The following is a 25,374-nucleotide window of genomic DNA, read 5'->3' as shown; positions in this document are numbered from 1 at the left end:
GTTCCCGGGGCCGGGGCGCTGTGGCAGGTCAGGGGGTCTGCGTCGGTGGGGAGGGGGAAGGCGTGGCGGACGCCGTGGGGGACGCGGGGGTGGGGACGGGGCCGGGCAGCAGGCCGGAGCCGGTCGCTCCGGGGATCGCGGACCATGCGGCGAGCGGATAGGCCACGGTGTCGTCGAGCGGACGTATCAGCGGGGAGAGGGCGGCCACGCCGGCCATCACCGGCGACGTGAGACCGCGCAGCGCGCCGCTCTGGGCCAGTCCCGTACCGGGGGGCGGCACTCCGGGCACCAGCGGCGCGGACATCGAGGTCGGTGCCACCGAGGTCTGTCCGAGCAGCGTGCTGCCCTGGACGGCCAGCGGGCCGGTCGCACGGCGGCGCTGGCCGTCGGGCGTGACCGCGCCCCCGCCCGCGCCCGAGCCGGCCGAGCGGGCCGGGACGACGCTGCCGCTGCCGCGCGCGTCCGCCGTCGTGTCGGAGGGGAGGGCCGCGGTCACGCTGCCGAGGGCGACCGCGGCCAGGGACACCGCACCGGCGGCGGCGACCGCGAACCGCAGACCGCGCGAGGCGCCGCGCCCGTCGTCCGGGCGGCCGACGGGATGGATGCGGAAGCCGCGCTCGGGGTCCGCGGGGACGGCGGGCCGCGAGGGGGCGGGCAGGTAGCCGAGGGCGAAGCGCTCACCGCCGCGCCGCGATCCGAAGATGCCGGAGCCGCCGAAGACCCCGCCCGGTACGGCGGTCAGGCCGGACGGACCGGGCTCGTCGCCTCGCGTGGCGCTCTCCTCCCGGGGATCGCCTCCGAAGAGGCCGCCGCCGGGCGGGGACATGCCGTCGCCGCCGGGCAGGCCCTGGAGGCGGGCCAGGAAGCTCGCCGAGGGCGGGGGCGGGGCCGCCTCCGCGAACACGTTCTTCAGCCGGCGCTGGGCGTCCGCCTCCGCCTTGCACCGGGCACACGTGGCCAGGTGCGCGAGGACCCGCTCACGCGACTCATGACCGAGCTCTCCGTCCACCAGGGCGGAGAGTCGGTCTCCCAGATGCTGTTCGGCGAGATGCGCCTTCTGATGCGCCTTCTCCACAGGTTTCGGCCGGGATCCACTCACGCGGTCGCGCCCCCTCCCCCCAGAGCGGGGACACGGGCCACGAGGGAGCGCCGCTCGGCCGCACGAGCCTGAGGGGAACGGTGCGCGAGGGCCTTGCGGAGCTGGGAGCGGCCGCGGTGGATACGGGAGCGGACCGTGCCGAGCTTCACGCCGAGGGTCGCGGCGATCTCCTCGTACGACAGTCCTTCGATGTCGCACAGGACGACGGCGGCGCGGAACTCCGGCGCCAGGGTGTCGAGGGCCTGCTGGACGTCGGCGTCGAAGTGCGCGTCGTTGAAGAGCTGCTGCGGGGTGGGCTCACGGCTGGCCAGGCGCTCGGCCGCGTCCTCGCCGAGGGCGTCGAAGCGGATGCGCTGCTTGCGCCGGACCATGTCCAGGAAGAGGTTGGTGGTGATGCGGTGCAGCCAGCCCTCGAAGGTGCCGGGCGAGTACGTCGACAGGGAGCGGAAGACACGGACGAAGACCTCCTGGGTGAGGTCCTCGGCGTCGTGCTGGTTGCCCGTCAGGCGGTAGGCCAGGCGGTAGACCCGGGCGCTGTGCGTGCCGACGATCTCCTCCCACGTGGGCGGAGTCCACGCCTGCCCGTCCGCGTCGGTGGAGAAGGTCGCGGTCTGGGTCTCGCCTGCGGCGAGACCGGCGTGGTGGTCAGCAGCGGTGTCGGTCACGGATTTCGGCCTGCCCGCCGATCCGAGGAAGCGCCGCAGCACTCCGCCCCGGTCCCCGGGCGCAGCCGCACCTCCCCTGTCGGCTCTGGTGGTGTCCAGTGGAGCCCCTACCATAGCCACCTCGCCCGTTAGCTCCGGATAAGCGGTTTTACGAGAATTTGATACTTGCTGGCACGGCTCATGCGGCTGCGTCAGCAGTTGCTCGCTGCCCTGATCCACCTCATACCCCCCGTCGCGCATCCGGCCACCGGTCTCTTCCCCTTAAACGTCCGGTCCCATCTGCGGGTTCCCGCCGCCAACGGATACAGTCACGCCCAGGCAACCACGGGGACAGGAGAGGGTCATTACCGGCAACCGGCAGACGAGCTGGGCGTTCGCCGACGCCTACGTCGCCGAGGACGCAGCGCTGCTCTGGGCCCGTGACCGGGCCCGCGAGGCAGGGCTGCGCTCGGTGTCGCCGGCCACGGGTGCGGCCCTGCGACTGCTCGCCGCCTCCGTGGACGCCAAGGCCGTCGCGGAGATCGGCACGGGCTGCGGGGTGTCCGGAATTCATCTGCTGCACGGCATGCGCCCGGACGGGGTGCTCACGACGGTCGATCCGGAGCCGGAGCACCAGCAGTTCGCCCGGCAGGCCTTCCGCGCCTGCGGTTTCGCCAGCAACCGGGCGCGGTTCATCCCGGGCCGCGCGCTGGACGTCCTGCCCCGGCTCGCGGACGCGGGCTACGACCTCGTCTTCTGCGACGGCGACCGCCAGGAGTACGCGGACTATCTCGCTGAATCGTTGCGCCTGTTGCGGCCGGGCGGTCTCGTGGTGTTCGAGGGCGTCCTCGCCAACGGCCGTACGGTGGACTCCGCGCCGCAGCCGACGGAGGTGCTGCGCCTGCGCGAGCTGCTGCGCTCGGTGCGCGAGAGCCAGGAGCTGCTGTCGTCGCTGCTGCCGGTCGGCGACGGGCTGCTGTGCGCCGTCAAGAGGTGAGCACGGTGCGCACGGTCGGCACTCGGCCGACAAGGCCGGGCGGCGGGGCCGCGAACGCGTCTGCCCCGACACCGCGTACGATGCCGGGGCAGACGTAAGGACAAGATCGCTGGCGCGTCAGACGGTGACCTTCTCCAGGGCCTCGCCGAGCGCCTTGGCCTCGTCAGGGGTCAGCTCGACGACGAGTCGACCGCCGCCTTCGAGCGGAACGCGCATGACGATGCCCCGCCCCTCCTTGGTCACCTCGAGCGGGCCATCGCCCGTCCGCGGCTTCATGGCCGCCATGCTCGTTCCCCTTCCTGAAACCAGCTCATCGTCTGCCGACAGCCCCGAGGAGGGCATCCGCGGCCCGGGATCGGACACACGCCACCGGCATCGAACACATTGCTTCCCGGCCATTATCCCGCATCGCAGGACCCGATGACCAACATCAGTCGGCATCGCTTGGGCAACGCGCGCGAGCAAAACCACCCAATTCGGGGATGTGGCTGCGATACTGCGCCACCGCACCGACGCCCACCGGCGGACTCCGCTCCGTTTTTCTTTGACGCAGGTCACACGTCCGGTCCGGTCCTTGGCCCGTGATCTCCGCCATGCTGTGCTCGTACGCGGACGTACTGAGCGGTACGTCACCCGCGACCCCGAGGAGGATGTCCCATGGCCGACACCGTGCTCTACGAGGTGAGCGACGGACTCGCGACCATCACGCTGAACCGCCCCGAGGCGATGAACGCGCTGAACATCGCGACCAAGGTCGCCCTGCGGGAGGCGGCGGAAGCCGCGGCCGGGGACACGGCCGTACGAGCGATCCTGCTGACCGCGGCCGGGGAGCGGGCGTTCTGCGTGGGCCAGGACCTCAAGGAGCACATCGGGCTGCTCGCGTCCGACCGCGAGACGGGGGCCGGGCAGACGATGAGCACGGTCAAGGAGCACTACAACCCGATCGTGACGGCGCTCGCCGGGGCACCGAAGCCGGTGGTCGCCGGGGTGAACGGCGTCGCGGCCGGGGCCGGCTTCGGCTTCGCGCTCGCCGCGGACTACCGGGTGGTCGCGGACACGGCCGCCTTCAACACGTCCTTCGCGGGCGTCGCGCTGACCGCCGACTCCGGCGTCTCCTGGACCCTGCCCCGGGTGATCGGCCCGAGCCGCGCCACCGACCTGCTGCTCTTCCCGCGCAGCATCGGCGCGCAGGACGCGCTGGAGCTGGGCATCGCCAACCGGGTCGTACCGGCGGCCGAACTGCGCGCGGAGGCCGAGAAGGTGGCGCGGGAGCTGGCCGAGGGGCCGACGGTGGCCTACGCGGCGCTCAAGGAGGCGGTGGCCTACGGGCTGACGCACTCGCTGAAGCAGACCCTGGAGAAGGAGGACGAGCTCCAGGCCGGGGCCGGGCAGTCCGAGGACCACGCGATCGCCGTGCAGGCCTTCGTGAAGAAGGAGAAGCCCGCGTACCTGGGCCGGTGAGCGGTCAGCGGGCGTGCGGACCGGTGCGGCTCACGCAGTCCGCCAGGTGGTCGTCGACCAGTCCGCACGCCTGCATGAGCGCGTACGCCGTCGTCGGGCCGACGAACCTCAGCCCGCGCTTCTTCAGGGCCTTGGACAGGGCCGTGGACTGGGGGGTGACGGCCGGGACCTCGGCGAGGGTCCGCGGGGCGGGGCGGCCGGCCGGGTCCGGGGCGTGGGACCAGATCAGCTCGTCCAGCTCGCCCTGCGCCCAGTCCGCGAGCACGCGCGCGTTGGCGAGCGTGGCGTCGATCTTGGCGCGGTTGCGGATGATGCCCGCGTCCGCCAGCAGCCGCTCGCGGTCGTCGTCCGTGAAGGCGGCGACCTTCTCGATGCGGAAGCCCGCGAAGGCGGCCCGGAAGCCCGGGCGGCGGCGCAGGATGGTGATCCAGGACAGGCCCGACTGGAAGGCCTCCAGGCTGAGCCGCTCGAAGAGGGCGTCGTCGCCGTGGACCGGGCGGCCCCACTCCTCGTCGTGGTACGACACGTAGTCCTCGGTGGACAGGGCCCAGGGGCAGCGCAGGGCGCCGTCGGGTCCGGCGAGGGCACTTCCGTCGCTCATCGCTGGTCCTCCGGGTGCTCGGGCTTCTCCAGGTGGACGTGTGCGGCCGCGGCTCTGGCGCCGGCGAGCGCCGACTCCAGGTCGGCGATGCGGGCGTCGCGCTCGGCCAGCTCGGCGCCGAGGCGGCCGAGGGCGTCGTCGACGTCCGCCATGCGGTAGCCGCGCGGGGCGAGCGGGAAGCGCAGGCTCTCCACGTCGGCACGGCCCACCGGGCGGTCCGGGGGCAGCGGGTCCTGGAGCCGCTCCGGCGCCACCTCGGGCAGCGGGGCGCTCTCGCCGCCGCCCACCACGGCGAGCGTCACCGCGGCGACCACGACGGCCAGCGCGACGACCAGGAACAAGAACATCACCATCGCCAGGGCCCCACGCTCTCTGCCGGACACAGAAACTGTCAGGGTCCGATCGTGCCATGCGAGTCTGACAGTTAGGGTCGCAGGCGGCCGTAGTGCGGGACGTTCTGGGAGAGGTCACAGCGGATGCTCAGGCTGGGCAAGCGGGAATTCGGGGCGCACGAGCCGGTGATCATGGCGATCGTGAACCGGACGCCCGACTCCTTCTACGACCAGGGGGCCACGTTCCGCGACGAGCCGGCCCTCGCGCGCGTGGAGCAGGCGGTGGCCGAGGGCGCCGCGATCATCGACGTCGGCGGGGTGAAGGCCGGGCCGGGCGAGGAGGTCACGGCCGAGGAGGAGGCGCGGCGGACCGTCGGCTTCGTGACGGAGGTGCGGCGGCGCTTCCCGGACGTGATCATCAGCGTGGACACCTGGCGGGCCTCGGTCGGCGAGGCGGTGTGCGAGGCGGGCGCGGATCTGCTGAACGACGCGTGGGGCGGGGTCGACCCCGCCCTGGCGGAGGTGGCGGCGCGGTACGGGGTGGGCCTGGTGTGCACGCACGCGGGTGGCGCCGAGCCCCGTACCCGCCCGCACCGGGTGACGTACGACGACGTCATGGCCGACATCCTGGACGTGACGGTCGCTCTGGCGGAGCGGGCGGTGGCGCTGGGCGTGCCGCGGGAGTCGGTGCTGATCGACCCGGGGCACGACTTCGGCAAGAACACCCGGCACAGCCTGGAGGCGACGCGACGGCTGCCCGAGATGGTCGCGACGGGCTGGCCGGTCCTGGTCTCGCTGTCCAACAAGGACTTCGTGGGCGAGTCCCTGGACCGCCCGGTCAAGGAACGGCTGATCGGCACGCTGGCGACGACGGCGGTGTCGGCGTGGCTCGGGGCGCAGGTGTACCGGGTCCACGAGGTCGCCGAGACCCGTCAGGTGCTGGACATGGTCGCCGCCATCGCGGGCCACCGCCCCCCTGCGGTGGCCCGCCGCGGCCTGGCCTGACCGGCCGGCCCGACGAGAGGTCCTAGCGGGCCGCCTCCTTGGAGACCAGAGCCACCGCTTCCGAGACCTCGTCCGTGACGTGGAAGAGGAGGAGGTCCTTCTCCGCGGCCTTGCCCTGGGCGACCAGGGTGTTCTGGAGCCAGGAGACGAGGCCGCCCCAGTACTCGCTGCCGAAGAGGACGATCGGGAAGCGGGTGACCTTCTGGGTCTGGACGAGGGTCAGGGCCTCGAAGAGTTCGTCCAGGGTGCCGAGGCCGCCGGGCAGGACCACGAAGCCCTGCGCGTACTTCACGAACATCATCTTGCGGACGAAGAAGTAGCGGAAGTTCAGGCCGATGTCGACGTAGGGGTTCAGGCCCTGCTCGAAGGGCAGCTCGATGCCGAGGCCGACGGAGGTGCCGCCGGCCTCGCAGGCGCCCTTGTTCGCCGCTTCCATGGAGCCCGGGCCGCCGCCCGTGATCACCGCCCAGCCCGCCTCCACCAGGCCCCGGCCGAGCCGGACGCCCGCGTCGTACTCCGCCGAGTCCACCGGGGTGCGCGCCGAGCCGAACACGCTGATCGCGGGCGGGAGTTCGGCGAGCGTGCCGAAGCCCTCGATGAACTCCGACTGGATCCGCAGGACCCGCCAGGGGTCGGTGTGGACCCAGTCCGTGGGGGCGCGCTCGTCCAGCAGCCGCTGGTCGGTGGTGCTCGGGATCACCTGCCCGCGGCGTCGGAGGACCGGGCCCAGGCGCTGCTCGTCCGGCGGGATCTTCTTTCCCTCAGGGTTGCCGGTAGGCATGTGCGCTCCCTCCACTTGCGGGTAGTTCGATCTCAGACTAGATCGCCTCGGGTTACGGAGGGGGGACGTGCGCATGTCCGGACCGGCACCAGCGGTTCCGGCGCCGTGGCGGTCCCTACGCCGTCAGCCAGTTCCGCAGGCGCTCCTCGCCCGCGAGGATCCTGGCCGTCTCCACCCGCTCGTCCCGCTTGTGCGCCAAGTGCGGGTTGCCCGGGCCGTAGTTGACGGCGGGGACGCCGAGCGCGGAGAAGCGGGACACGTCGGTCCAGCCGTACTTCGGCAGCGGGGTGCCGCCCACGGCCTCGATGAAGGCCGCCGCGGCCGGGTGGGAGAGGCCGGGCAGGGCGCCGCCGCTGTGGTCGTCGACGACGAACTCCGCCACCCCGCAGTCGGCGAAGACCTCGCGGACGTGCGCGATGGCCTCCTCCTCGGTGCGGTCGGGGGCGTAGCGGAAGTTGACCGTCACCACGCACGCGTCGGGGATGACGTTGCCCGCGACCCCGCCGCTGATGCCGACCGCGTTGAGGCCCTCGCGGTACTCCAGGCCGTCGATGACCGGGTAGCGGGGCTCGTACGCCGCCAGGCGGGCCAGGATCGGGGCCGCCGCGTGGATGGCGTTGGCGCCCATCCAGGAGCGGGCCGAGTGCGCCCGCTCGCCCTCGGTCTTCAGCAGCACGCGCAGCGTGCCCTGGCAGCCGCCCTCGACCTGGCCGTCGGACGGCTCCAGCAGCACGGCGAAGTCGCCCTCCAGCCACTCCGGGTGGGCCTCGGCGACGTGCTTGAGGCCGTTGAGGTCGGCGGCGACCTCCTCGTTGTCGTAGAAGACGAACGTCAGGTCGCGGTTGGGGGCGGGGACCGTGGCCGCGATGCGCAGCTGCACCGCGACGCCGGACTTCATGTCGCAGGTGCCGCAGCCCCACAGCACGCCGTCCTCGTCCAGCCGCGAGGGGACGTTGTCCGCGATCGGGACGGTGTCGATGTGGCCGGCCAGGATGACGCGCTCGGCACGGCCCAGGTTCGTCCGGGCGATGACGTTGTTGCCGTAGCGGTCCACCGTGAGGTGCGGCAGGGCGCGCAGGGCGGCCTCGATCGCGTCCGCGAGCGGCTTCTCGGTGCCGCTCTCGGAGCGGAGGTCCACGAGCTGCGCGGTGAGCGCGGCGGCGTCGAGCGTGAGGTCAAGCGAGGTGTCGGCCATGCCAGCGACCCTAACGCGTCACCCGCGGCCGCCGGCTTCCCCGCGCTGCTCCGGCCTGGCCGACGGCAGCGGCCGGACCCCCCGTAGGGACCGGACGGGGCTCCAGTACCTTGTACGCGTGTCAGAGCCCCCCACCCGTATCAAGCGTCGCGGCCGTCTCTTTCGTTTCTCCGCGGCCCTGTTGGTCCTCTGCGGCGTCGCCGCCTACCTCGTGGTGCAGTACGTCACCGGAGGCGGCGGGGCGCACGGCTGCAAGGTGGTGTCGGCCGACGCCGACGGGACGTCGTACGAGTTCTCGCCGGAGCAGGCGCAGAACGCGGCGACGATCGCGGCCGTCGGCACCGGCCGCCACATGCCCGAGCGGGCCGTGGCGATCGCGCTGGCCACGGCCATCCAGGAGTCGGGGCTGCGCAACATCCAGCACGGCGACCGGGATTCGCTCGGCCTGTTCCAGCAGCGGCCCTCGCAGGGCTGGGGCACCGAGGAGCAGATCATGGACCCGGCGTACGCGGCGGGCATCTTCTACGCCCACCTGGCGAAGGTGCCGGACTACACCGGCCTTCCCCTGACGGTGGCCGCGCAGCGGGTGCAGCGCAGCGGCTACCCGGAGGCGTACGCCAAGCACGAGCCGGACGCCACGTTGCTGGCGGCGTCCCTGACCGGCACCGCGTCGGCCACGCTGACCTGCGACGGCCGCCCGCAGCCCGGGGCCTCGGCGATCGGCCCGGACGCCGTACGCGGCGCGCTGGTACGGGACTTCGGGCGCGACGCGCTCCAGGAGACCGGTGCGGAGGTGGGCGGCGTCCCGGTGCCCTCGCCGTCTCCGTCGCCGAGCGTGACGGCGACCGCGCAGGGGCGGACGGTGACCGTTCCGGTGCCGCGGGGCCGGCAGCCGGACGCCGGCGGGTACGGGGAGCGGCAGCGGGGCTGGCAGCTGGCCCAGTGGGCGGTCGCGAACTCCTCGGCGCTGCACATCCAGCGGGTGTCGTACGCCGGGCGCGAGTGGGTCGCCGGGAGCAGCGACAGCCAGTGGAAACCGGTCGCGTCGGACGGGACCGGCGGGGCGGAGCAGTCCGCGGGGGCCGTCCGGATCGTGACCGGACAGTAGTACGAGGGGGTCACTCCGGAGGGTTGCTCGGCCGAGGTTCACCGCGGCGGGCGGCCCGATTTCGCACCGGACGCGGAAGCCCTTGGAAATCAAAGGATGTAAGGATTCTGCGCTGATTCAGGGTGACGTTCTTTGCCCGTTTTTATCCACACCTGATTATGCGATGCGTTATCTATTCGTTACCTGAGGCGTCCGCAACCTTCGCGGGCTTCGAGCGGTAGTCACGGCGTCCGAGCCCGGACCCGAGCCCGGACCAACACCGTTCTCTCCCGTCGAATGGAGCATCATGTCCCTCCCTCTGACCCGCCGGATCGCCCGTACCGCGCTGCTCGTCGCAGCGGGAGCGGCAGCCGGGGTCGGTGCGGCCGGCTCCGCCAGCGCGGCCCCGAGCCAGCCCACGGTGGCCCCGAACCTGAGCGGTCTGTCCGCCGTGGACGCGTCGCAGCTCGCCAACACCGCCGACGGTGCCGCCCAGAACGCCACCACGCTCGCCGGCAACGCGGGCGGCCGTGTGGTCGGCACGGCGGTTCCGGCCGCGGGCCAGGCGGCCGGCGGCGGCCTGAAGAAGGCGGCCCCGGTGGCCCAGCAGGCCGCGGGCAGCGTGGCCGGGTCGGCCGGGAACGTCCTCGGGGACGCCGCGTCCGGCGCGACGAAGGGCGGCGCCCTGCCGACGTCCGGCCTGCCCGTGCAGGGTGTGCCGCTGAGCTGACGCCCACAGCACGACGAAGGGGTCCGGGGAGCGTGCTCCCCGGACCCCTTCGTCGTGCGTGCACGGCAAGCGGCTACAGGCGCTCCACGGCCGCGCGGATCCGTTCGTCCGTCGCCGTCAGGGCCACGCGGACGAACGTCTCGCCCGCCGCGCCGTAGAAGTCGCCCGGGGCCACCAGGATGCCCAGGCCGGCCAGGTGGGCGACCGTGTCCCAGCAGGACTCGTCCCGTGTGGCCCACAGGTAGAGGCTGGCCTCGCTGTGCTCGATGCGGAAGCCGTGGCCGAGCAGGGCCGTGCGCAGGGCCGCGCGGCGGGCGGCGTAGCGCTCGCGCTGCTCGTGCACGTGCGCGTCGTCGCCGAGGGCGGCCACGACGGCCGCCTGGGTCGGCGCCGGAGTCATCATGCCGCCGTGCTTGCGGATCTCCAGCAGCGGGCCGAGGACGGCCGGGTCGCCGGCGACGAACGCCGCGCGGTAGCCCGCCAGGTTGGAGCGCTTGGAGAGGGAGTGCACGGCCACGATGCCGTCGTACGAGCCGCCGTTGACGTCCGGGTGCAGGACCGAGACGGGGTCGGCCTCCCAGCCCAGCTCCAGGTAGCACTCGTCGGAGACGACGAGGACGCCGTGGGCGCGGGCCCAGGCGACGATGCTCGTCAGGTCCTCCTTGGCGAGCACCTTGCCGGTCGGGTTCGACGGGGAGTTCAGCCAGAGGAGCTTCAGGTTCGCCGGGTCCAGGTCGCGCGGGTCGTCGTAGACCTCGTACACGGCGCGGGCCAGGCGGGCGCCCACCTCGTAGGTCGGGTAGGCGAGGCGCGGGTAGGCCACCGTGTCGCCCGGGCCGAGGCCGAGCTGGGTCGGCAGCCAGGCCACCAGCTCCTTGGAGCCGACCACCGGCAGGACATGGCGGTGGGTGAGGTCGCGGGCGCCGAGGCGGCGCTCCAGCCAGCCGGTGATCGCGTCGCGCAGCGCCGGGGTGCCCCACACGGTCGGATAGCCCGGCGAGTCGGCCGCGTCGATCAGGGCCTTCTGGATCAGCTCGGGCACCGGGTCGACCGGGGTGCCCACGGAGAGGTCGACGATCCCGCCGGGGTGCGCGGCTGCCGTCTTCTTGTACGGCTCCAGCTTGTCCCAGGGGAAGTCGGGCAGGCGGTCGGAGACTGCGGACACGGTCAGTGGCTCACTTTCGTACGTGCGCGGCTGCTGCGGCAAACGCCTCGGTCCCGTGCGGCGTGATCGGAGCGATCGGGGCCGTACGGGACCGAGGCGGCGTCGGGGGTCCCCCGGTTCGGGCGGGGCCCGGAACAGGGGGAGCGGGCCGCTACCGGATTACTCGTCGTGCGACTGCGGCGGCAGCGCGGCGACGAACGGGTGGTCGCGCTCGATCAGCCCCAGCTTGCTGGCACCGCCGGGCGAGCCCAGCTCGTCGAAGAACTCGACGTTCGCCTTGTAGTAGTCCTTCCACTCCTCCGGCACGTCGTCCTCGTAGAAGATCGCCTCGACCGGGCAGACCGGTTCACAGGCGCCACAGTCGACGCATTCGTCCGGGTGGATGTACAAGGACCGCTGGCCCTCGTAAATGCAGTCGACCGGGCACTCCTCGATGCACGCCTTGTCCTTGAGATCGACACAAGGCTCTGCGATGACGTAGGTCACGCTGTCGTTCCTCCTCGATAGGGCGCTGGCGGGCCTCCTCAGGCTCCGCCGCCTGGCGCGCGGGAGCGCGGCGTCGTCGATGCCCGCCCCTAGTATCTCCGTTCCGGAGCATGATCCGAACAGGAGGGGTGAACTGACCGGTGGAAATCTCGGCGGCAGGACGTCTGGTGGTCCGTATTACCCCTGCTGACGTGGGAAAACGCGTCTCCGTGCGGCGCTTGGAAGCCTCTGGAGGGAGATCGGAGAAGTTCACCGACACGGTGGGGGTTCTCACATCCTGGACTGATGGCGTGCTCATGATCACGCGGCGGAACGGCGAGAGCGTCCGCATCGCGGAGAACTCCGTGGTAGCCGCCAAGGTCGTGCCCGCCGCGCCCGCGCGCCGCCGGGGGCCCGCCGCCTCGTACGAGGAACTGGCGCGCGTCGGCGCGCGCGGCTGGCAGCCCGTGGAGAGCGAGCGGCTCGGCCAGTGGGAGCTGCGGGCAGCCTCCGGCTTCACCCGGCGGGCCAACAGCGTGCTGCCGCTCGGCGATCCGGGACTCCCCCTCGACGCGGCCCTGGATGCCGTACGACGCTGGTACGGCGAGCGTGGGCTGCCCGCCTACGTCCAGACCGCCACCGGCGCCGAGGGCACACAGGAGCTGCTCTGCGCGGAGCTGGAGCGGCGCGGCTGGGTGCGGGAGGTGAGTGCCGAGGTGTGGACCGGCGCCCTGGCGCCGGTCGCGGACCGGGCCGAGGGCGCCGGTGTGACCCTGGCCCGGGAGGCGGACGAGGCGTGGCTCGCCCGGTACCAGCGCAAGGGAGTGAGCGAGGTGGCCCTGCGGGTGCTCGGCACGGGACCCTCGGTGTGGTTCGCGACCGTGCCGGGGGACACAGGAGACGCTGCCGCGCCGCCGGCGGCGATCGGGCGGTGCGTCGTGGACGGACGGTGGGCCGGGTTCGCCGCCGTCGAGGTGGACCCCGCCCGGCGCCGCGCGGGGCTCGCCACGGAGGTGATGGCCGCGCTGGCCCGGCGGGCGCTGGACGAGGGCGCGTCGGCGGCCTGGCTCCAGGTCGAGACCGACAACGAGGGCGCGCGGGCGCTGTACGCAGCGCTGGGCTTCACGCCGCACCACACCTACCACCACTACCGGGCGCCGGACGCACCGGACGAGCGCCGTGGAAGGGCCTGAGCCTGTCATGCCGCACCCGCACCTGCCGCCGCCCTATCCGCCGCCGCCGGAGCGCGCCGCCGAGCTGCGCCGCAGGTTCGCCGAGGAGGCGCGCGCCGAGCGGCCGGACCTGTCCGCGCTGTGCCTGCTGATCGGCGCCGCGGCGGACGGCTCGCTGGACGAGCACGGGATCGACGCGGCACAGCTGGAGCTGGACCGGCTGGCGGGCGAGCTGCCGTACCGGCCGGGCGGGCCGCGTGCCTGGGCGGAGGCCGTACGGCGGCTGCTGGGCGGGTGCTACGCGTTCCACGGGACGCCCGGCGACTACCAGCGGCTGGAGTCCTCGCTGCTGCACGAGGTGCTGCGGCGCCGGCGCGGGCTGCCGATCCTGCTGTCGGTGGTGTGGCTGGAGGCCGCCCGGCGGGCGGGGGCCCCGGTGTACGGGGTCGCCCTGCCGGGGCACTTCGTGGTGGGGTTCGGCGCGGCGCAGGAGCAGGTGCTGGCCGATCCCTTCGAGGGCGGCCGGGTGCTGACCGGGACCGACGCGGAGCTGCTCGTGGTCGGGGCCACCGGAGCGCCGCTGGATCCCGCCGTGCTGGAGCCCGCGGCGCCGCTGGAGGTCGTCCAGCGCGTCCTGAACAACATACGGGCCTGGGCCGCCGCCCGTCCCGAGCGGTCGGACGTGGCGCTGTGGGCCGTGGAACTGGCGCTGCTGGTGCCGTCACACCCGGCCCGGCTGCGCTACGAGCGGGGGCAACTGCTGGTGCAGCGCGGCGAGTTCGTCTCGGGGGCGGCGGAACTGGACGCCTACGCCGAGCTGATCGAGGTCGTCGACGAGCCGGCCGCCCGCAAGGTGCGCGAACAGGCGCACACCGCGCGGGCCATGCTCAACTGACGTGCCCGCCGGGCGCTTTCAGAGCCACCCCTTCTCCCGGGCCGTCCGCACCGCCTCCGCGCGGTTGCGCACCGCCAGCTTCTGGATGGCGGTGGAGAGGTAGTTGCGGACCGTGCCCTGGGAGAGGTGCAGGGCGCCGGCCAGTTCGGCGTTGGTCGCGCCGTCGGCCGCCGCGCGCAGCACCTCGCGTTCGCGCTCGGTGAGAGGGTTGGCGCCCTCGGCGAGCGCGGCGGCGGCGAGGGTCGGGTCGATGACCCGCTCACCGGCGAGCACCCTGCGGATCGCCTCGGCGAGCTGGGCGGCCGGGGCGTCCTTGACGAGGAAGGCGTCGGCGCCCGCCTCCATGGCGCTGCGCAGATAGCCGGGCCGGCCGAAGGTGGTCAGGACGACCAGCTTGACCTGCGGGAACTCCCGGTGCACCCGGGCGGCCGCCTCGATGCCGGTGCAGCCGGGCATCTCGATGTCGAGCAGGGCCACGTCCACGTCGTGCGCGCCGACGGCGGCGAGCACCTGGTCCCCGCGCGCGACCTGGGCGACGACCTCGATGTCCGCCTCCAGGCCGAGCAGCGCGGCCAGCGCCTCGCGGACCATCGACTGGTCCTCGGCCAGCAGGACCTTGATCGTGCACGTCATGCCCCGGATCCTACGTCCCCCGCCGGGGCCGTGGGGACGCGGGCGACGAGCCGGAAGCCGTGCCCCGCACGGCCCGCCTCCAGGCTGCCGCCGGCCTTCTCCAGCCGCTCGGTGAGCCCGGTCAGACCGTTGCCCGGGACGCTCCCGGCGCCGCCGGATCCGTTGTCCTCGACGGAGAGTTCGAGGACCGGCCCGTCGAGGGTCTGCCGGTGGGTGAGCTGGACGAGGCAGCGGTCGGCGCCGCTGTGCCGGACCACGTTGGTGACCGCCTCGCGCAGCGCCCAGGCGAGCGCGGACTCGGACTCCTCCGGGACGCCGGAGAGGTCGGGTTCGGCGGGCATGTCGGCGGCGACACCGGCGGCGGTCAGCGCGACCTGGGTGCCGGCGAGTTCGGCGGCGAGCCGGGGCCGCCGGTACCCGGTGACGGCCTCGCGCACGTCGACCAGCGCCTGCCGGCTGACCTGCTCGATGTCGGCGACCTGCTGGGCCGCCTTGTCGGGGTGGTCGGGCAGCATCCGGCCGGCCAGCTCGCTCTTCAGCGTGATCAGGGAGAGCGAGTGGCCGAGCAGGTCGTGCAGGTCGCGGGCGAGGCGCAGGCGTTCCTCGTTGGCGGCGAGATGGGCGACGGTGGCCCGGGCCTTGCGCAACTCGATCGTCGTACGGACCAGTTGGCCCACCCCGACCATCGCGAAGCCGATGAGGAAGACGAGGAGCAGGGACTCGTCCCAGCCGGGCCGGCCGTTGTGCAGGGCGACCAGGTACATCACCACGGCCGTCGCCGGGATCGCCCAGGACGCGGCGCGCAGGGGCAGGGTCACCCCGCAGGCCACCGAGACGTAGACGAACAGTCCGCCCCAGGCGTCACCGAGGGTGTAGTTCAGCAGCGGGGCGAGGACGCCCATCACCGCGAGCAGCGTGACGGCGAACGGCGGGTCGAAGGGCCGGCCCATGTTCCGGAAGACCAGCATCAGATAGGCGCCGACGAACGCGGTGAGTCCGATGGCGCCTGCCACGGTGGCACCCTGGGTGTGGTCGCCGGCCACCAGGTCGTGGACCGGCGAGCTGAGGAAGACCAGCCAGACGCCGATCCACAGCGCCTTGACCAGCACCTCGCGCCGGACTCGGGGCGCCTGGCCGATCCGTACCTGGGTCTCCGGCCGCTTGTCGCCGGCCCCCTGGTCTTCCGTCATGGTGCTCACGCCTTCAGCGTGTCCTTCCGGTACAGCCAGGCAGCGCCGCCCGCGAACAGGACGAAGTAGACGGCGAGGATGGCGATGTCCGTCGTGTGCGGGGCCTGGCTCTGCTCGATCGCCCGCCCGAGAGCAGCGTACGCGTGCGTGGGCAGCCACTTCGCGATGTCCTGCAGGAACTGCGGGAAGGTCGTGGTCGGCATCCACAGGCCGCCGAGGATCGACAGACCGAAGTAGACGATCATCGTGATGGGGCGGACCGCGTCCCCGGAGGCGACGTAGCCGATGGCGACGCCGAGCGCGGCGAAGACGAGGCTGCCGGCCCAGATGATGCCGGTGAGCGCGAGCCACTGCCAGGCGTCCAGCCGTACGTGCTTGATCACGGCGCCGGCCAGGAAGACCACGACGATCGACGGCAGGCTCACCACGGCGGCGCTGGCGGTCTTGGCGAGGACGTAGCCGCGCCCCGGCAGCGGGGTCAGCCGCAGCTGCCGCACCCAGCCGCCCTCGCGCTCCTTGGCGATGCGCTCGCTGTTGCCCATCAGCACGGCGGTCAGGGCGCCGAAGGAGGCCATGGAGACCATCATGTACGTCGGGAGAGTCAGGCCCGTGCCGTCGACCCTGGTGTCCTTGGCGTTGCCCGCGATGATCAGGAAGAGGATCGCCGGGTAGAGCACCGAGAAGAACAGGAACTTCTTGTTACGGAAGGCGCGGACCAGTTCCAGCTTGATCAGGGCGTTCATGACTGCTTGGCCTCCTCGGCCTGCGTGATGGCGACGAAGGCCTGCTCCAGGCCGAGGCCGGCGACTTCGAGGTTGCGGGGGTAGACGCCGAGGCCGTACAGGGCGTGGACGGTGGCGTCGGCGTCGGACGACTGGATGCGGACGGTCTGCCCCGACACGTCGACGGAGGTCAGGAAGGGCAGGGCGCGCAGGGCGGCCTCGTCGATGGCGCCCTCCAGGTCGAAGGCGATGCGGCGGGCGCCGGCCTTGGCCTTGATCTCGGCGGCGGTGCCGTCGGCGAGGAGCCGGCCGCGGTGCAGGACGAGCACCCGGTCGGCGATCGCGTCGGCCTCTTCGAGGTAGTGGGTGGCGAAGAGGACGGTACGGCCCTGGTCGGCCTGCTCGCGCATGGTGGCCCAGAAGGCCTGGCGGGCGGAGACGTCCATGCCGGTGGTCGGCTCGTCCAGGATGATCAGGTCGCTGTCGCCGGCGGTGGCGAGGGCGAAGCGGACGCGCTGGGACTGTCCGCCGGAGAGCTTGTTGACCTTGCGGTCGGCGATCTGCGTGATGCCCGCGCGGGCCATCACGTCGGCGGCCTTGTACGCCTTGGGGTGCAGCGAGCAGGCCAGCTTCACCATCTCGCCGACGGTGACCTCGTCCATCAGGCCGCCGCTCTGCAGCATGGCGCCGACGCGCCCGGCGACGATGGCCTCGCGCGGACTGGTGCCGAACACGTTCACCGTGCCGCTGTCGGCGTTCTTCAGACCGAGGAGCAGATCGAGGGTGGTGGACTTGCCGGCCCCGTTCGGGCCGAGGAGGGCGACGGTCTCGCCGGGGTGCAGGGCGAGGGAGAGCCCGTCCACGGCCCGCACACTGCCGTACGTCTTGGTCACCTGGTCGAAGCCGACCACCGGTGTGGCGGTGGCCGGTGCCGCAGTCGTTGTCATGCCCCCATGCTCGCCGAACGGGCACCGGACCCGGCAGTGTCGCGGGTCCTGGGAGGCGGATGACAGATGTCATGCGGATCGGGTGACAGACACGGCGGGGCCGGGAGACGGGTACGACGGAGGGGCGCCCGGTGTCCGCACCGGGCGCTCCTCCAAGTACCGCGTGACTAACTGGGGTTGGTCGAGATGACCGCGACCCGGTTGGTCCTGCTCATCAGCGCCTGGCGCAGAGCGCCGTAGATGTCCTGCGGCGTGACCTGCGTCTTCTTGCCGTTGCCGCGGGTGATGAGCACGCCGTTGAAGGCGTTGCCGTAGAGCTGCTGCAGGGCGGCCATGTCGGGGCTGTCGACCAGCTTGCCGTTGACGGCCTTCACCCGGAGGAACTTCCACAGCGACTTCTGCGGGCTCATCCGGATCGAGTGCGCGGCGTCCGTCTGCACCGTCACTATGCCGGACATCGCCGGCTCCGCGAACTCCTTCATCTCGCGGTCGACCTCGGCGTTGGGCACCGTCGGCTGCTGCGTGGTCGTCGGGACGGCGACCGGCGTCGCGTTGTCCGTCTCCACGGCGGTGCGGTAGGCCTGTTCGACCGCCTGGGTCGAGGAGGCCGCGTCGATGCCCTTGCCCGGCTTGCCGTAGACGGCGACGGCCCGGCCCGCCTCGAACCTGATGGTGCCGTCGGACGAGAGGCCGGAGCCGCCGCCGGCCTGCTGGAGGGCGGCCTGGAGCTTCTCCTCGTCCACCGGCATCTCGGGCGCGATCACACGTTTCTGCCCGAAGAGCGAGCCGACGACGCTGATGGGGTTGTAGTCGCTGGTCGCGGCCTTGCCGACGGTGGCCTGGAAGTCGAACTGGAGCCCGGCGTTCTCCGGCGTGAGGGCCACCGTCCTGCCGTCCACGGTGAGCTTCAGCGGCTTGTTCACCCGGCTGCCGAACGCGTCGTCGAGCTTCTTGACGGCGTCGTCGCGGGTGCCGCCGCCGATGTCGACGCCGAGCACCGTGGTGCCCTTGGGCACGTCGGTGTGGTTCATCAGCAGTCCGGCGCCGTAGGCACCGCCCGCGACGACGACCACGCCGACGCCGAGCAGCACCAGCTTGCTGCGGCCCTTCTTCCTGGGCGCGGCCTGCGCCTTGGGCTTCGGCGCGGGGGCGGGCTCCGGTGTGGCGGCCGGGTCGGTCCGGTTCCCGGGGCCGCCGAACGGGGAGTTGCCGCCGCTCGGGACGACCGGGATGCCGCTGGTGACGGTGTGTCCGGAGACGTTGTCGCTACGGCGGTAGCCGGGCGTGCCCGGTTCCGGGGCCGGCTTCTGCGGGGTGAGGATCGCGGTGTCGTCGCTGATCCCGCCGCCGGGGCCGAGACCGCCGGGACCACCCGGGGCAGCGGCCGGAGCGCCGGGCGCCGTGGGACCGTCCAGGTCGGCGATGTCGGCGAGGGCGCTGCGCGGGGGCGGAGTGCTCCGGCCGCCGGGGGCGTCGAAGCCGCCGGCCGGGCTGCCGAAGGGCTCGCCGCCACTGCCCGGGGCGGCGAACGGATCGCCGCCCGGGCGGGGACCGCCGGGCGACGGGGCGAGGGCGCCGTCGCCGGTGACCGGGCCGCTGGTGGGGCCGGCCGGGCCGCCGCCCAGGCCGCCGGGGCCGTTCGGACCGCCCAGGCCGCTGGCGCCGCCGTGCCCGTTGGCACCGCTCGCGCCCGTGCCGAAGCCGTCGTGCCCGGGGGTGCCGGCACCGCCGTAGGTGTCCTGGCCGCCGTTCTCCGAGAAGTACGGCAGCTCGTCGCGGCGGGGCTCGGCGTTCGCGGCCGGGCCGGAGCGGGAGCCGCCCGCCAGCGGGCCCGCGTTCAGCGCCTCGGTCACGTCGAAGGAGCCGGTGCCGCCGCCGTGTCCGGGGGCGACGGGGCCGCCGGTGGCGCCGGGCAGACCCGAGCCGTTCGTGGTGCCGGAACGGCCGGCGCCGGGCACGCTCATGGAGCCGACGACACCGCCGGGACGGCCGCCGCCGGAGCGTGCGCCGGTGGTACCCGTCGTACCGGACGCCCCCGGACCACCCGGACGGGCGGCCGGTGCGCCCGTGGCGCCGGTGGCCCCGGCGGAACCGGCCTGGGTTCCGGCACCGCCCGCCCCGCCACCGCCCGGACCGCCCTTGGGGGCCGAGGACTTGCGGGGCGCGAACCAGTCGCTGGGCTTCTCGTCGGCCTGGGCCGGCGGTCCGGCGGGGGCCTCGCCGGCGGCCGGACGCTCGGGCGCGGGCCGCGTGTCGGCGGCGGGCGCGTCCTCACCGGCGTCGGTGTCACCGACCGGCTTGCGCACGACGACCGGCGGAATGGGCCGGGATCCGGGGATGTTGATCCGGATCCGGGTCGTCAGCGTGGTCTCGGTCTTCTTCTCCTCCGGCTGCGAGCCCGAACGGCCCGCACCCGAACCGTCATCGGTAGCCATGGGGGTCCCGTACGGCGGCGTGCCGGAGGGGTATGCGGCTCCCCCGCGCCCGTTGGGCCCGGAGGACGGAGTGTCAGTTTCACGACTCAAGGCAGGTTCTCCCAGTTGGCTCCGCCGCCCGTTACGACCTCGCGGGCGGCTCGGCGGCGCGCACCACCATACTGGCCACTTCTGGCGCTTATCCCATGGCCGCTGAGGAAACCCACACCGGACTCGCACGTGTGCGGTACGGCGAAGTGGTACGTCACTTGCCAAGTCGGGCGGGGCCGCCGCCGGGTTGCCGCCCCGCGCCGATGGTGGCGCAGATCACAGCGACCACCATGCCACCCAGCAGGAAGAGATAGGACGAACCCCCGGCACTGAACAGGAAGTCGCCCTCGGGGCGCGAGGTGGTGAGCAGGATGACGGCGATGATCCAGCCGGCCACCGGCGCCACGGCCCCGCCCCGCCCGCCGGTGGCGTACGCCCCGCCGAGGAAGAGCCCGGCCGCGCCGACGAGGGCGAGCAGCAGCCCGCCGGGGAACCAGCCGGCCTGCACGAGGGTCCCGGCGAGGCCGACGACCGCGCCGAGCAGGAAGAGGCCGACGTACGCGGCGACGCGTCCGGCGGAGGGCCGCTGCAGCGGCTGGGCGAGCAGCGAGCCCTGTCCCGGGTTGCTCATGCCCCCACCCCTTCGACGCCCGCGAACAGGTCGCTCTCCCCGGGCTCGGCCGTGCCGCGCACCAGCTCGTAGTACTCGGTGGTGAACAGCGGCTGGGCCAGCTCGTTGGAGAGCGCGAAGTACGGCTCGGCCACCTCGATCTGGGTGCCGTGGGCACGCATCGCGGCGGCCTTGGCGGCGGCGTACGGCGCGCCGTCGACGGCGGTGGTGATCAGCTCGTCGTCCACGACACCCGGCACGTCGGCCAGGGACGCGCTCTTGTCGAACGGCAGTCCGGGCAGCTCCTCCTGAAGCCGCTCGAAGGCAGCCTCGGCGACAGAGCGCGGGACACGGTTCCAGTAGACCTTGGCGATGCGGTGGCCCCGCTCGTCCGCCAGTTCGACGGCGCGCATGGCGACACGGTGGGCCTGGATGTGGTCCGGGTGGCCGTATCCGCCGTTGTCGTCGTAGGCCACGAGCACCTGGGGCCGGACCTCGAGGATCACCTCGGCGAGCCGCCCGGCGGCCTCGTCGACGTCGGCCTGCCAGAAGCACCCGGGGTCCTCGTTGTCGGAGATCCCCATCATCCCGGAGTCCCCGTACCGCCCCGCGCCGCCGAGCAGCCGGGCGTCGCTCACCCCCAGCGCGCGCACGGCGTCGGCCAGCTCACCACGCCGGTGCAGGCCCAGCGCGGCACCGGTCAGATGCCGCAGCTCGGCCGGAATGACCTCGCCACGCTCCCCCAGGGTGCAGGTGACCAGGGTCACATGGACCCCCTCGGCCGCGTACCGGGCCATGGTCGCGCCGTTGTTGATCGACTCGTCGTCCGGATGCGCGTGCACCAGGAGAAGACGCCGGTCGGGCAGTTCCGTCATGGGTCCACCCTACGAGGCGGCCGGGCTCCCTTCGGGCACCTCCCGACCTTCGCCGTCGAGAACGTGAGCGATGGCCAGCGCGATCCGCTCGATCCAGTCGATGGCGTCCGTCACCTCTGCCTCGTCAATGGGGCGCCTCTGCTTCAGGTCGCCGTCGATGAGGTCGGCGTCATGCGCGATTTTGTTACGCCGCTGGGTGATCTCCAGATAGCGGCTGCGGAGTTTCTTCTCATTGAGCGAGGTGCGCCCCTGGAAGAACTCTTTGTTGATGCACCCAGCGGCCTCGTACCAGACCTTTTTCTCGGTCACGAGTTTCAGCACTTCGGAAATCTTCCCGGGATGCTGGAGTGCCTGGGGCGCGAGCTTCTCCCGCAAGTGCTCGACCACGGCTTCGGACAGTGTCACCTCCCCTCGCCGCACTGCCTCCACCCTGTGCAGGGGAAGCTCGTAGACCCGGAGCTGGTACGGCATCTCGGGGCTGTCCATGGCCGCCAACTCCGCGACCCGGCGCAGGACCTCCTCATGGAGCCAGTGGTCTATGGCTGCCACCGCCTGCACCCAGGCCGCCCGGTAGAAGTCGTCGATGTCGATGGTCGGGGAACGGAACGGAGTCAGCATCCCGCCCGTTTTGACCATGCGTCGGGCGTAGGACAGGTTCGTCATGAACGCCTCGAACTGGCGTGTCTGCGGTGTGGAAATGGCCATGCCCTACCCCGTGAGAACTCATCGCGAAGATCTTTACGAGAACGATTCCCGAGGGGCAGGGGGGTCAGTCAAGCCGGGCGACGACGCCTCGGACCAAGGTGGCCGAAAACTGCTCCCCCGTATCCGGAAGACGCCCCTCAGGTGTCAGGGCTGTGGCTCGCCCTCGCCGCGGGCGTTCTCGTCCTGGTAGCGCGGCAGGCCGTCGGTCGGGATGGTCCAGTCGGCGATGGTGACGTCCTCGCCGTAGACGAAGTCCTTGCGGGTGGCGTAGCGGGGGCCCTCAGGGGTGGGGTGGATGTCGGAGAGGACCGCGCCGGTGCCGGTATGTGGGTCGAACACGGCGTACACGGGGACGCCGATCAAGGGGTAGTCGCGCATCTTGGCAACCCAGTCGTTGTCGGGGTTCGAGCGCGAGACGACTTCGACGGCGGCGATGAGCGTGCGGGGATCAAAGGTGCCCTCTCCCTCCATCTCCGCCTCGGCGATCACCATCACGTCGGGGCGGCGGAGGATTCTCTCGGGCTCGTCCTCCACGTCGGGTTCGCCTGTATGAGCCACGAGTTCTTCCGGCATCACCTTCTCCAAGCGCTTCCGGATGCGCAGCACGGTGAGCTCGTGCGGCTTCACGGGCGACATCATGTCGAGGACGATCCCTTCCTTGGTGATCTCGAACTTGCCGGGGAGGGTGTCGTCCGTGGACTGCACGAAGTCACGCATGGCCCGGTAGAGGTGGGAGGCGCCCTGTCGCGCGTCGTCCGGTGCGATGGTCATGGCGCTCGCTCCTCGTCTGTGCCCAGGGGCAAGGATCGTCGCTTTCATGCTAGGCGGCCTCCAGGAGATCGGATCGGCAGTCGCGGCAGCGGCCCGGTCCGGGCGCCCGGAAGGCGCGGTCGCAGCCGTCGCAGGTCTGAAGCGGGTGTCGTGCGGCCGGCGGGGCTGCTGGTGCGCGGAACGGGGGTGGGGGCGGCAGCTGCGTGGCGAGGCGGTGGGCCAGCAAGGCGGCGGGGCGTCGTGGTCCCTCGGGTGGCAGGTCGGCGGTCAGGGCCTGGCGTACGGCGGTGGGGCTGACGTCGCGCTCCAGCCAGGCGGCGACGCCGGGGGCGAGATGCGCCGTGTCCTTCTCCGAGAGGAGGAGGCATGGGTCGTGGCGGCGCAGGTCGGCGAGGAGGTCGGTGGCGGCCCGGAGGAGGGCGGGAGCGGTGCAGGCCGGCTGGGGGACGGCGGGGAGGGGTTTCGGGGCGGTGCGATGGGGGCGCTTTGCCGGTGCCGGTACCAGGGCCGGTCCTGCCGGGCGCCGGGTGGGGCGGCTGGGCCTGTCGGGGTGGTGGCGCCGGGCTGCCGGCTGGTTGCAGGAGATGGTCCGGGTGACGATACGGCCGCCGGGGATGCGTGCACGTTCGCGGCGCAGGTAGCCATGGGCCTCCAGCTCACGCAGGGCGGCGGCGATGCGGGTGGCGCCTTCGGGGAAGCGGGCGGTGAGGGTCTTGATGTCGACCCGGGCGCCCTTCGGCAGCGACTGGATGTGGCAGGCCAGGCCGATCGCGAGAAGGGAGAGGTCGGGGTGCTGGGTGAGGTGGTTGCCGATCACCGTGAAGCGGGTGGTGTGGCGGGTGTTGTGGTGGATCAGTCCGCCGGAGTGGGGGGCTTGGGGGTGCCGGTTCGGGTGGTTGTTGCCCGCGATAGGGGGCTGGGCGTGCATGGGCACGCTAGGGTTCTGGTTACCCATCGGGAAGTTGCCTCTTCCTCGGTGGTCAGGCCCTCGCACTGGGATTGCCGTCCCGGCGAGGGCCGTCGCATGTCTGCGGTGGTGTTGCGCTGAGCGTATGGGTGTCCGGGGCTGTGAAATCCAGCTGACGCAGGCATATTCACCCGGCCGAGTGAGCGGGCGGCGGCGCGGCCGGGAGGGGGGTGGGGTTTGGTTGGGGTCCTTTTCCCCGTCCGTTCTTGGCTTTCAGTCGCTGGTGTCACCGGAACCCGTGGGGGCGGGTTCCGGTGCGGGGAGCGCCAGTTCGGCCCAGATGGTCTTGCGCGGATAACGGCCCTCGGCGACATCCCAGCGGTCCGCGAGCGCGTCCACGAGAAGGAGGCCACGACCGGATTCGGCATGGCTGTCCGGCACTTGCAGCTCGGGCAGACGGTCACCGCGCGTGTCGGTGACCTCGATGCGGAGGGTGCGGCCGACCACGTAGAGCGTGAGGCGGAAGCTGCGGCCGGGCAGGCGACCGTGAGTAGCGGCGTTGGCCGCCAGCTCGGCCACGATGTGCGTTGCGGGGTCGGTGGGGAGCCTCCAGCTTCGGAGCTGGTCGGCCGCGAGCAGCCTGCCCAGGCGGGCACCGCGCGGGGTGGAGGACAGCAGGACGGTGAAGTGGGGGATTCCGCTGCCGAGTTGGGTGTCGGGGTCGGCGAATTTCTGATTCACGTCACTCAGAGTGGCCGATGGCCTCTACCGTGATGAGTGATTACGCCGTTGCGTACGGTGACTGTCCGGCGGTTGTCCGGTGTGTCGGCGCTTGTCAGGAGGGGTGATGACGGACGAGCTCAAGGTCGAGTCGGACGAGCCGGGTTGGGAGGTGGATCCGGACGACGAGTGGGGTGTCGCGGTCATCGCCACCGTCGGGCGGCAGTTGAAGCTGCGGCGGGAGTCGGCGGGGATGAAGGCCGGCGAGTTCGGCAAGGCCATCGGCTATGGCGAGGACCTGGTCTACAAGGTGGAGGGGGGCAAGCGGATTCCCCAGCCGGGGTATCTGGACAACGCCGACAGGGTGTTGGGGGCGGGTGGGTTGGTGTCGGCGATGAAGGCGGACGTGGCCAAGGTCCGGTATCCCAAGAAGGTGCGGGCGCTGGCGGAACTGGAGGCCAAGGCCGTCGAGATCGCCCTCTACGAGAGCCACATCATCGCTGGGTTGTTGCAGACGCGAGAGCACGCACGAGCGGTGATCGGAGCAGCGCAGCCGCCATATTCGCCGGACGACGTGGAACGCATGGTGTCCGCTCGCCTGGCTCGCCAGTCGATCTTCGAACGCTCGCCCTCTCCAGCCCTCAGCTTCGTCCTGGAAGAGGGGGTCCTGCGGCGTCCCATCGGGGGCACAATGGTCTGGCGTCAGCAGCTCGAACGTCTGCTGGAAGTCGGGCGACTGCACAACGTCGTGCTTCAGGTGATGCCGATGAACTGCGACACCCACTCCGGGCTGGACGGTCGGATCGAACTACTGAAGTTCGCAGACGGCGCGGCCGTGGGTCGCTCTGACGGCCCGTTCAACGGCCGACCGATCACAGAACCCAAAGACCTGCGCATTCTTGAGTTGCGGTATGGCACGATCCGGGCTCAGGCACTCTCTCCGCGGGAGTCGCTGGCCTTCATCGAGCAACTGCTGGGAGAAGCATGATCCGCAAGACCACTGCCGGGGACGCGTCCGAGCTGGTGTGGTTCAAGAGCAGCTACAGCGGCGGCAACGACGGCAATTCTTGTGTCGAAATCGCGATAGCGCCTCGCACTATCCACGTCCGCGACTCCAAGAACGACGACGGCCCCCGGCTCATGCTGACGCCAGGGGCCTGGACCCGCTTCGTGTCGTACGCGTCCGAAGACTGACCCGAC

At 72.3% G+C, this 25,374-nt stretch carries 29 protein-coding genes; 9 read left to right on the top strand and 20 right to left on the bottom strand.

The genetic code is table 11. The features are described 5' to 3' along the window. Positions 1-28: 28 nt before the first annotated feature. The gene (locus tag BIV23_RS30040; protein ID WP_079173487.1) at positions 29-1,099 is read right to left on the bottom strand and encodes a zf-HC2 domain-containing protein; all 1,071 of its coding nucleotides are present in this window, start codon (positions 1,097-1,099) and stop codon (positions 29-31) included. Continuing rightward, on the bottom strand, positions 1,096-1,806 hold the full coding sequence (gene sigE, locus BIV23_RS30035; RefSeq protein ID WP_079173486.1) for an RNA polymerase sigma factor SigE: 711 nt from the start codon (positions 1,804-1,806) through the stop codon (positions 1,096-1,098). The genes BIV23_RS30040 and sigE overlap by 4 nt, the downstream gene beginning before the upstream one ends. 235 nt (positions 1,807-2,041) lie before the next feature. Here sigE and BIV23_RS30030 point away from each other — a divergent pair, with 235 nt between their 5' ends. Continuing rightward, positions 2,042-2,740, top strand: coding sequence for an O-methyltransferase (locus BIV23_RS30030; protein ID WP_079173485.1), 699 nt, complete (start codon positions 2,042-2,044; stop codon positions 2,738-2,740). 117 nt (positions 2,741-2,857) lie between these two features. Here BIV23_RS30030 and BIV23_RS30025 read toward each other — a convergent pair whose 3' ends face one another. After that, a complete protein-coding gene (locus BIV23_RS30025; protein ID WP_003985072.1) occupies positions 2,858-3,025 on the bottom strand; it encodes a DUF3117 domain-containing protein in 168 nt (55 codons plus the stop codon). A gap of 372 nt (positions 3,026-3,397) precedes the next feature. On the opposite strand from BIV23_RS30025, the gene chcB reads away from it, so the two are divergent. Then, on the top strand, positions 3,398-4,201 hold the full coding sequence (gene chcB / locus BIV23_RS30020) for a 2-cyclohexenylcarbonyl CoA isomerase (protein ID WP_071384129.1): 804 nt from the start codon (positions 3,398-3,400) through the stop codon (positions 4,199-4,201). 4 nt (positions 4,202-4,205) lie between these two features. On the opposite strand, the gene BIV23_RS30015 is transcribed toward chcB, so the two are convergent. Together BIV23_RS30015 and BIV23_RS30010 are read right to left on the bottom strand one after the other, a co-directional pair. Beyond that, complete coding sequence (locus BIV23_RS30015; protein ID WP_071384128.1) at positions 4,206-4,802, bottom strand: DNA-3-methyladenine glycosylase I; 597 nt, start codon at positions 4,800-4,802, stop codon at positions 4,206-4,208. Further along, a complete protein-coding gene (locus BIV23_RS30010) occupies positions 4,799-5,155 on the bottom strand; it encodes a DivIVA domain-containing protein (RefSeq protein ID WP_071384127.1) in 357 nt (118 codons plus the stop codon). Before BIV23_RS30010 ends, BIV23_RS30015 begins: the two co-directional genes overlap by 4 nt. 123 nt (positions 5,156-5,278) lie before the next feature. Between BIV23_RS30010 and folP the strand changes: the two genes are divergently transcribed. Continuing rightward, positions 5,279-6,139, top strand: a complete 861-nt coding sequence (gene folP / locus BIV23_RS30005; protein WP_071384126.1) for a dihydropteroate synthase — start codon at positions 5,279-5,281, stop codon at positions 6,137-6,139. A 22-nt stretch (positions 6,140-6,161) separates the two neighbouring features. On the opposite strand, the gene BIV23_RS30000 is transcribed toward folP, so the two are convergent. Both BIV23_RS30000 and dapE read right to left on the bottom strand, forming a co-directional pair. Next, complete coding sequence (locus BIV23_RS30000; RefSeq protein WP_071372952.1) at positions 6,162-6,920, bottom strand: LOG family protein; 759 nt, start codon at positions 6,918-6,920, stop codon at positions 6,162-6,164. Between the two features lie 115 nt (positions 6,921-7,035). Continuing rightward, positions 7,036-8,115 (bottom strand): succinyl-diaminopimelate desuccinylase, encoded by a 1,080-nt coding sequence (dapE, locus tag BIV23_RS29995; RefSeq protein WP_071384125.1) that lies wholly within the window; start codon positions 8,113-8,115, stop codon positions 7,036-7,038. A gap of 118 nt (positions 8,116-8,233) precedes the next feature. Here dapE and BIV23_RS29990 point away from each other — a divergent pair, with 118 nt between their 5' ends. Together BIV23_RS29990 and BIV23_RS29985 are read left to right on the top strand one after the other, a co-directional pair. Beyond that, positions 8,234-9,223, top strand: a complete 990-nt coding sequence (locus BIV23_RS29990; RefSeq protein ID WP_177240085.1) for a VldE C-terminal domain-containing protein — start codon at positions 8,234-8,236, stop codon at positions 9,221-9,223. Between the two features lie 286 nt (positions 9,224-9,509). Continuing rightward, positions 9,510-9,932: an ATP-binding protein gene (locus BIV23_RS29985; protein WP_071384123.1), complete on the top strand. Its 423-nt coding sequence runs from the start codon at positions 9,510-9,512 to the stop codon at positions 9,930-9,932. A 73-nt stretch (positions 9,933-10,005) separates the two neighbouring features. Here the strand turns inward: BIV23_RS29985 and BIV23_RS29980 are convergent, their stop codons facing one another. Next, positions 10,006-11,097 (bottom strand): bifunctional succinyldiaminopimelate transaminase/glutamate-prephenate aminotransferase, encoded by a 1,092-nt coding sequence (locus BIV23_RS29980; RefSeq protein WP_071384122.1) that lies wholly within the window; start codon positions 11,095-11,097, stop codon positions 10,006-10,008. Positions 11,098-11,256: 159 nt separating this feature from the next. Continuing rightward, entirely contained in the window at positions 11,257-11,583 is a 327-nt protein-coding gene (fdxA, locus tag BIV23_RS29975; protein WP_071372957.1) for a ferredoxin, read from the bottom strand. 140 nt (positions 11,584-11,723) lie between these two features. Between fdxA and BIV23_RS29970 the strand changes: the two genes are divergently transcribed. Both BIV23_RS29970 and BIV23_RS29965 read left to right on the top strand, forming a co-directional pair. Further along, entirely contained in the window at positions 11,724-12,755 is a 1,032-nt protein-coding gene (locus tag BIV23_RS29970; RefSeq protein ID WP_079173484.1) for a GNAT family N-acetyltransferase, read from the top strand. 7 nt (positions 12,756-12,762) lie between these two features. After that, positions 12,763-13,629: a transglutaminase family protein gene (locus BIV23_RS29965; protein WP_071384120.1), complete on the top strand. Its 867-nt coding sequence runs from the start codon at positions 12,763-12,765 to the stop codon at positions 13,627-13,629. A gap of 18 nt (positions 13,630-13,647) precedes the next feature. Here the strand turns inward: BIV23_RS29965 and BIV23_RS29960 are convergent, their stop codons facing one another. The 11 genes from BIV23_RS29960 to BIV23_RS29910 form a co-directional block, all read right to left on the bottom strand. Continuing rightward, on the bottom strand, positions 13,648-14,262 hold the full coding sequence (locus BIV23_RS29960) for a response regulator transcription factor (protein WP_071384119.1): 615 nt from the start codon (positions 14,260-14,262) through the stop codon (positions 13,648-13,650). After that, the gene (locus BIV23_RS29955; RefSeq protein ID WP_071384247.1) at positions 14,259-15,452 is read right to left on the bottom strand and encodes a sensor histidine kinase; all 1,194 of its coding nucleotides are present in this window, start codon (positions 15,450-15,452) and stop codon (positions 14,259-14,261) included. Before BIV23_RS29955 ends, BIV23_RS29960 begins: the two co-directional genes overlap by 4 nt. A gap of 5 nt (positions 15,453-15,457) precedes the next feature. Continuing rightward, positions 15,458-16,195, bottom strand: a complete 738-nt coding sequence (locus BIV23_RS29950; protein WP_071384118.1) for an ABC transporter permease — start codon at positions 16,193-16,195, stop codon at positions 15,458-15,460. Beyond that, positions 16,192-17,121, bottom strand: coding sequence for an ABC transporter ATP-binding protein (locus BIV23_RS29945; RefSeq protein WP_071384117.1), 930 nt, complete (start codon positions 17,119-17,121; stop codon positions 16,192-16,194). The genes BIV23_RS29950 and BIV23_RS29945 overlap by 4 nt, the downstream gene beginning before the upstream one ends. Before the next feature lie 167 nt (positions 17,122-17,288). Then, complete coding sequence (locus BIV23_RS29940) at positions 17,289-19,646, bottom strand: peptidoglycan binding domain-containing protein (protein WP_071384116.1); 2,358 nt, start codon at positions 19,644-19,646, stop codon at positions 17,289-17,291. A gap of 154 nt (positions 19,647-19,800) precedes the next feature. Beyond that, positions 19,801-20,217: a DUF6113 family protein gene (locus BIV23_RS29935; RefSeq protein WP_071384115.1), complete on the bottom strand. Its 417-nt coding sequence runs from the start codon at positions 20,215-20,217 to the stop codon at positions 19,801-19,803. Next, complete coding sequence (gene mshB, locus BIV23_RS29930) at positions 20,214-21,071, bottom strand: N-acetyl-1-D-myo-inositol-2-amino-2-deoxy-alpha-D-glucopyranoside deacetylase (protein ID WP_071384114.1); 858 nt, start codon at positions 21,069-21,071, stop codon at positions 20,214-20,216. The genes BIV23_RS29935 and mshB overlap by 4 nt, the downstream gene beginning before the upstream one ends. 9 nt (positions 21,072-21,080) lie before the next feature. Next, complete coding sequence (locus BIV23_RS29925; RefSeq protein ID WP_071384113.1) at positions 21,081-21,776, bottom strand: hypothetical protein; 696 nt, start codon at positions 21,774-21,776, stop codon at positions 21,081-21,083. A 144-nt stretch (positions 21,777-21,920) separates the two neighbouring features. Then, positions 21,921-22,547, bottom strand: a complete 627-nt coding sequence (locus BIV23_RS29920; RefSeq protein WP_071384112.1) for a Uma2 family endonuclease — start codon at positions 22,545-22,547, stop codon at positions 21,921-21,923. A 49-nt stretch (positions 22,548-22,596) separates the two neighbouring features. Next, positions 22,597-23,502 (bottom strand): helix-turn-helix domain-containing protein, encoded by a 906-nt coding sequence (locus BIV23_RS29915; RefSeq protein WP_177240084.1) that lies wholly within the window; start codon positions 23,500-23,502, stop codon positions 22,597-22,599. Positions 23,503-23,727: 225 nt separating this feature from the next. Further along, on the bottom strand, positions 23,728-24,204 hold the full coding sequence (locus BIV23_RS29910; protein ID WP_071384110.1) for an ATP-binding protein: 477 nt from the start codon (positions 24,202-24,204) through the stop codon (positions 23,728-23,730). Positions 24,205-24,301: 97 nt separating this feature from the next. On the opposite strand from BIV23_RS29910, the gene BIV23_RS29905 reads away from it, so the two are divergent. Both BIV23_RS29905 and BIV23_RS29900 read left to right on the top strand, forming a co-directional pair. Next, positions 24,302-25,162: a helix-turn-helix domain-containing protein gene (locus BIV23_RS29905; protein WP_071384109.1), complete on the top strand. Its 861-nt coding sequence runs from the start codon at positions 24,302-24,304 to the stop codon at positions 25,160-25,162. Then, the gene (locus tag BIV23_RS29900) at positions 25,159-25,368 is read left to right on the top strand and encodes a DUF397 domain-containing protein (protein WP_071384108.1); all 210 of its coding nucleotides are present in this window, start codon (positions 25,159-25,161) and stop codon (positions 25,366-25,368) included. Before BIV23_RS29905 ends, BIV23_RS29900 begins: the two co-directional genes overlap by 4 nt. The last annotated feature ends 6 nt before the right edge of the window (positions 25,369-25,374 follow it).

The organism is Streptomyces monashensis (assembly GCF_001866665.1).
Lineage (GTDB): Bacteria > Actinomycetota > Actinomycetes > Streptomycetales > Streptomycetaceae > Streptomyces > Streptomyces monashensis.
The sequence above is the reverse complement of the archived record's forward strand: the minus strand, read 5'-3'. Positions and strand labels throughout refer to the sequence as shown.

Excerpts from the sequence above, each read along its gene's own strand:
- BIV23_RS30025 (WP_003985072.1), bottom strand. The coding sequence starts at position 3,025 with ATGGCGGCCATGAAGCCGCGGACGGGCGATGGCCCGCTCGAGGTGACC.
- chcB (WP_071384129.1), top strand. The coding sequence starts at position 3,398 with ATGGCCGACACCGTGCTCTACGAGGTGAGCGACGGACTCGCGACCATC.
- BIV23_RS30015 (WP_071384128.1), bottom strand. The coding sequence starts at position 4,802 with ATGAGCGACGGAAGTGCCCTCGCCGGACCCGACGGCGCCCTGCGCTGC.
- BIV23_RS30010 (WP_071384127.1), bottom strand. The coding sequence starts at position 5,155 with ATGGTGATGTTCTTGTTCCTGGTCGTCGCGCTGGCCGTCGTGGTCGCC.
- folP (WP_071384126.1), top strand. The coding sequence starts at position 5,279 with ATGCTCAGGCTGGGCAAGCGGGAATTCGGGGCGCACGAGCCGGTGATC.
- BIV23_RS30000 (WP_071372952.1), bottom strand. The coding sequence starts at position 6,920 with ATGCCTACCGGCAACCCTGAGGGAAAGAAGATCCCGCCGGACGAGCAG.
- dapE (WP_071384125.1), bottom strand. The coding sequence starts at position 8,115 with ATGGCCGACACCTCGCTTGACCTCACGCTCGACGCCGCCGCGCTCACC.
- BIV23_RS29985 (WP_071384123.1), top strand. The coding sequence starts at position 9,510 with ATGTCCCTCCCTCTGACCCGCCGGATCGCCCGTACCGCGCTGCTCGTC.
- BIV23_RS29965 (WP_071384120.1), top strand. The coding sequence starts at position 12,763 with ATGCCGCACCCGCACCTGCCGCCGCCCTATCCGCCGCCGCCGGAGCGC.
- BIV23_RS29960 (WP_071384119.1), bottom strand. The coding sequence starts at position 14,262 with ATGACGTGCACGATCAAGGTCCTGCTGGCCGAGGACCAGTCGATGGTC.
- BIV23_RS29955 (WP_071384247.1), bottom strand. The coding sequence starts at position 15,452 with ATGACGGAAGACCAGGGGGCCGGCGACAAGCGGCCGGAGACCCAGGTA.
- BIV23_RS29950 (WP_071384118.1), bottom strand. The coding sequence starts at position 16,195 with ATGAACGCCCTGATCAAGCTGGAACTGGTCCGCGCCTTCCGTAACAAG.
- BIV23_RS29945 (WP_071384117.1), bottom strand. The coding sequence starts at position 17,121 with ATGACAACGACTGCGGCACCGGCCACCGCCACACCGGTGGTCGGCTTC.
- BIV23_RS29935 (WP_071384115.1), bottom strand. The coding sequence starts at position 20,217 with ATGAGCAACCCGGGACAGGGCTCGCTGCTCGCCCAGCCGCTGCAGCGG.
- mshB (WP_071384114.1), bottom strand. The coding sequence starts at position 21,071 with ATGACGGAACTGCCCGACCGGCGTCTTCTCCTGGTGCACGCGCATCCG.
- BIV23_RS29925 (WP_071384113.1), bottom strand. The coding sequence starts at position 21,776 with ATGGCCATTTCCACACCGCAGACACGCCAGTTCGAGGCGTTCATGACG.
- BIV23_RS29920 (WP_071384112.1), bottom strand. The coding sequence starts at position 22,547 with ATGACCATCGCACCGGACGACGCGCGACAGGGCGCCTCCCACCTCTAC.
- BIV23_RS29915 (WP_177240084.1), bottom strand. The coding sequence starts at position 23,502 with ATGGGTAACCAGAACCCTAGCGTGCCCATGCACGCCCAGCCCCCTATC.
- BIV23_RS29905 (WP_071384109.1), top strand. The coding sequence starts at position 24,302 with ATGACGGACGAGCTCAAGGTCGAGTCGGACGAGCCGGGTTGGGAGGTG.
- BIV23_RS29900 (WP_071384108.1), top strand. The coding sequence starts at position 25,159 with ATGATCCGCAAGACCACTGCCGGGGACGCGTCCGAGCTGGTGTGGTTC.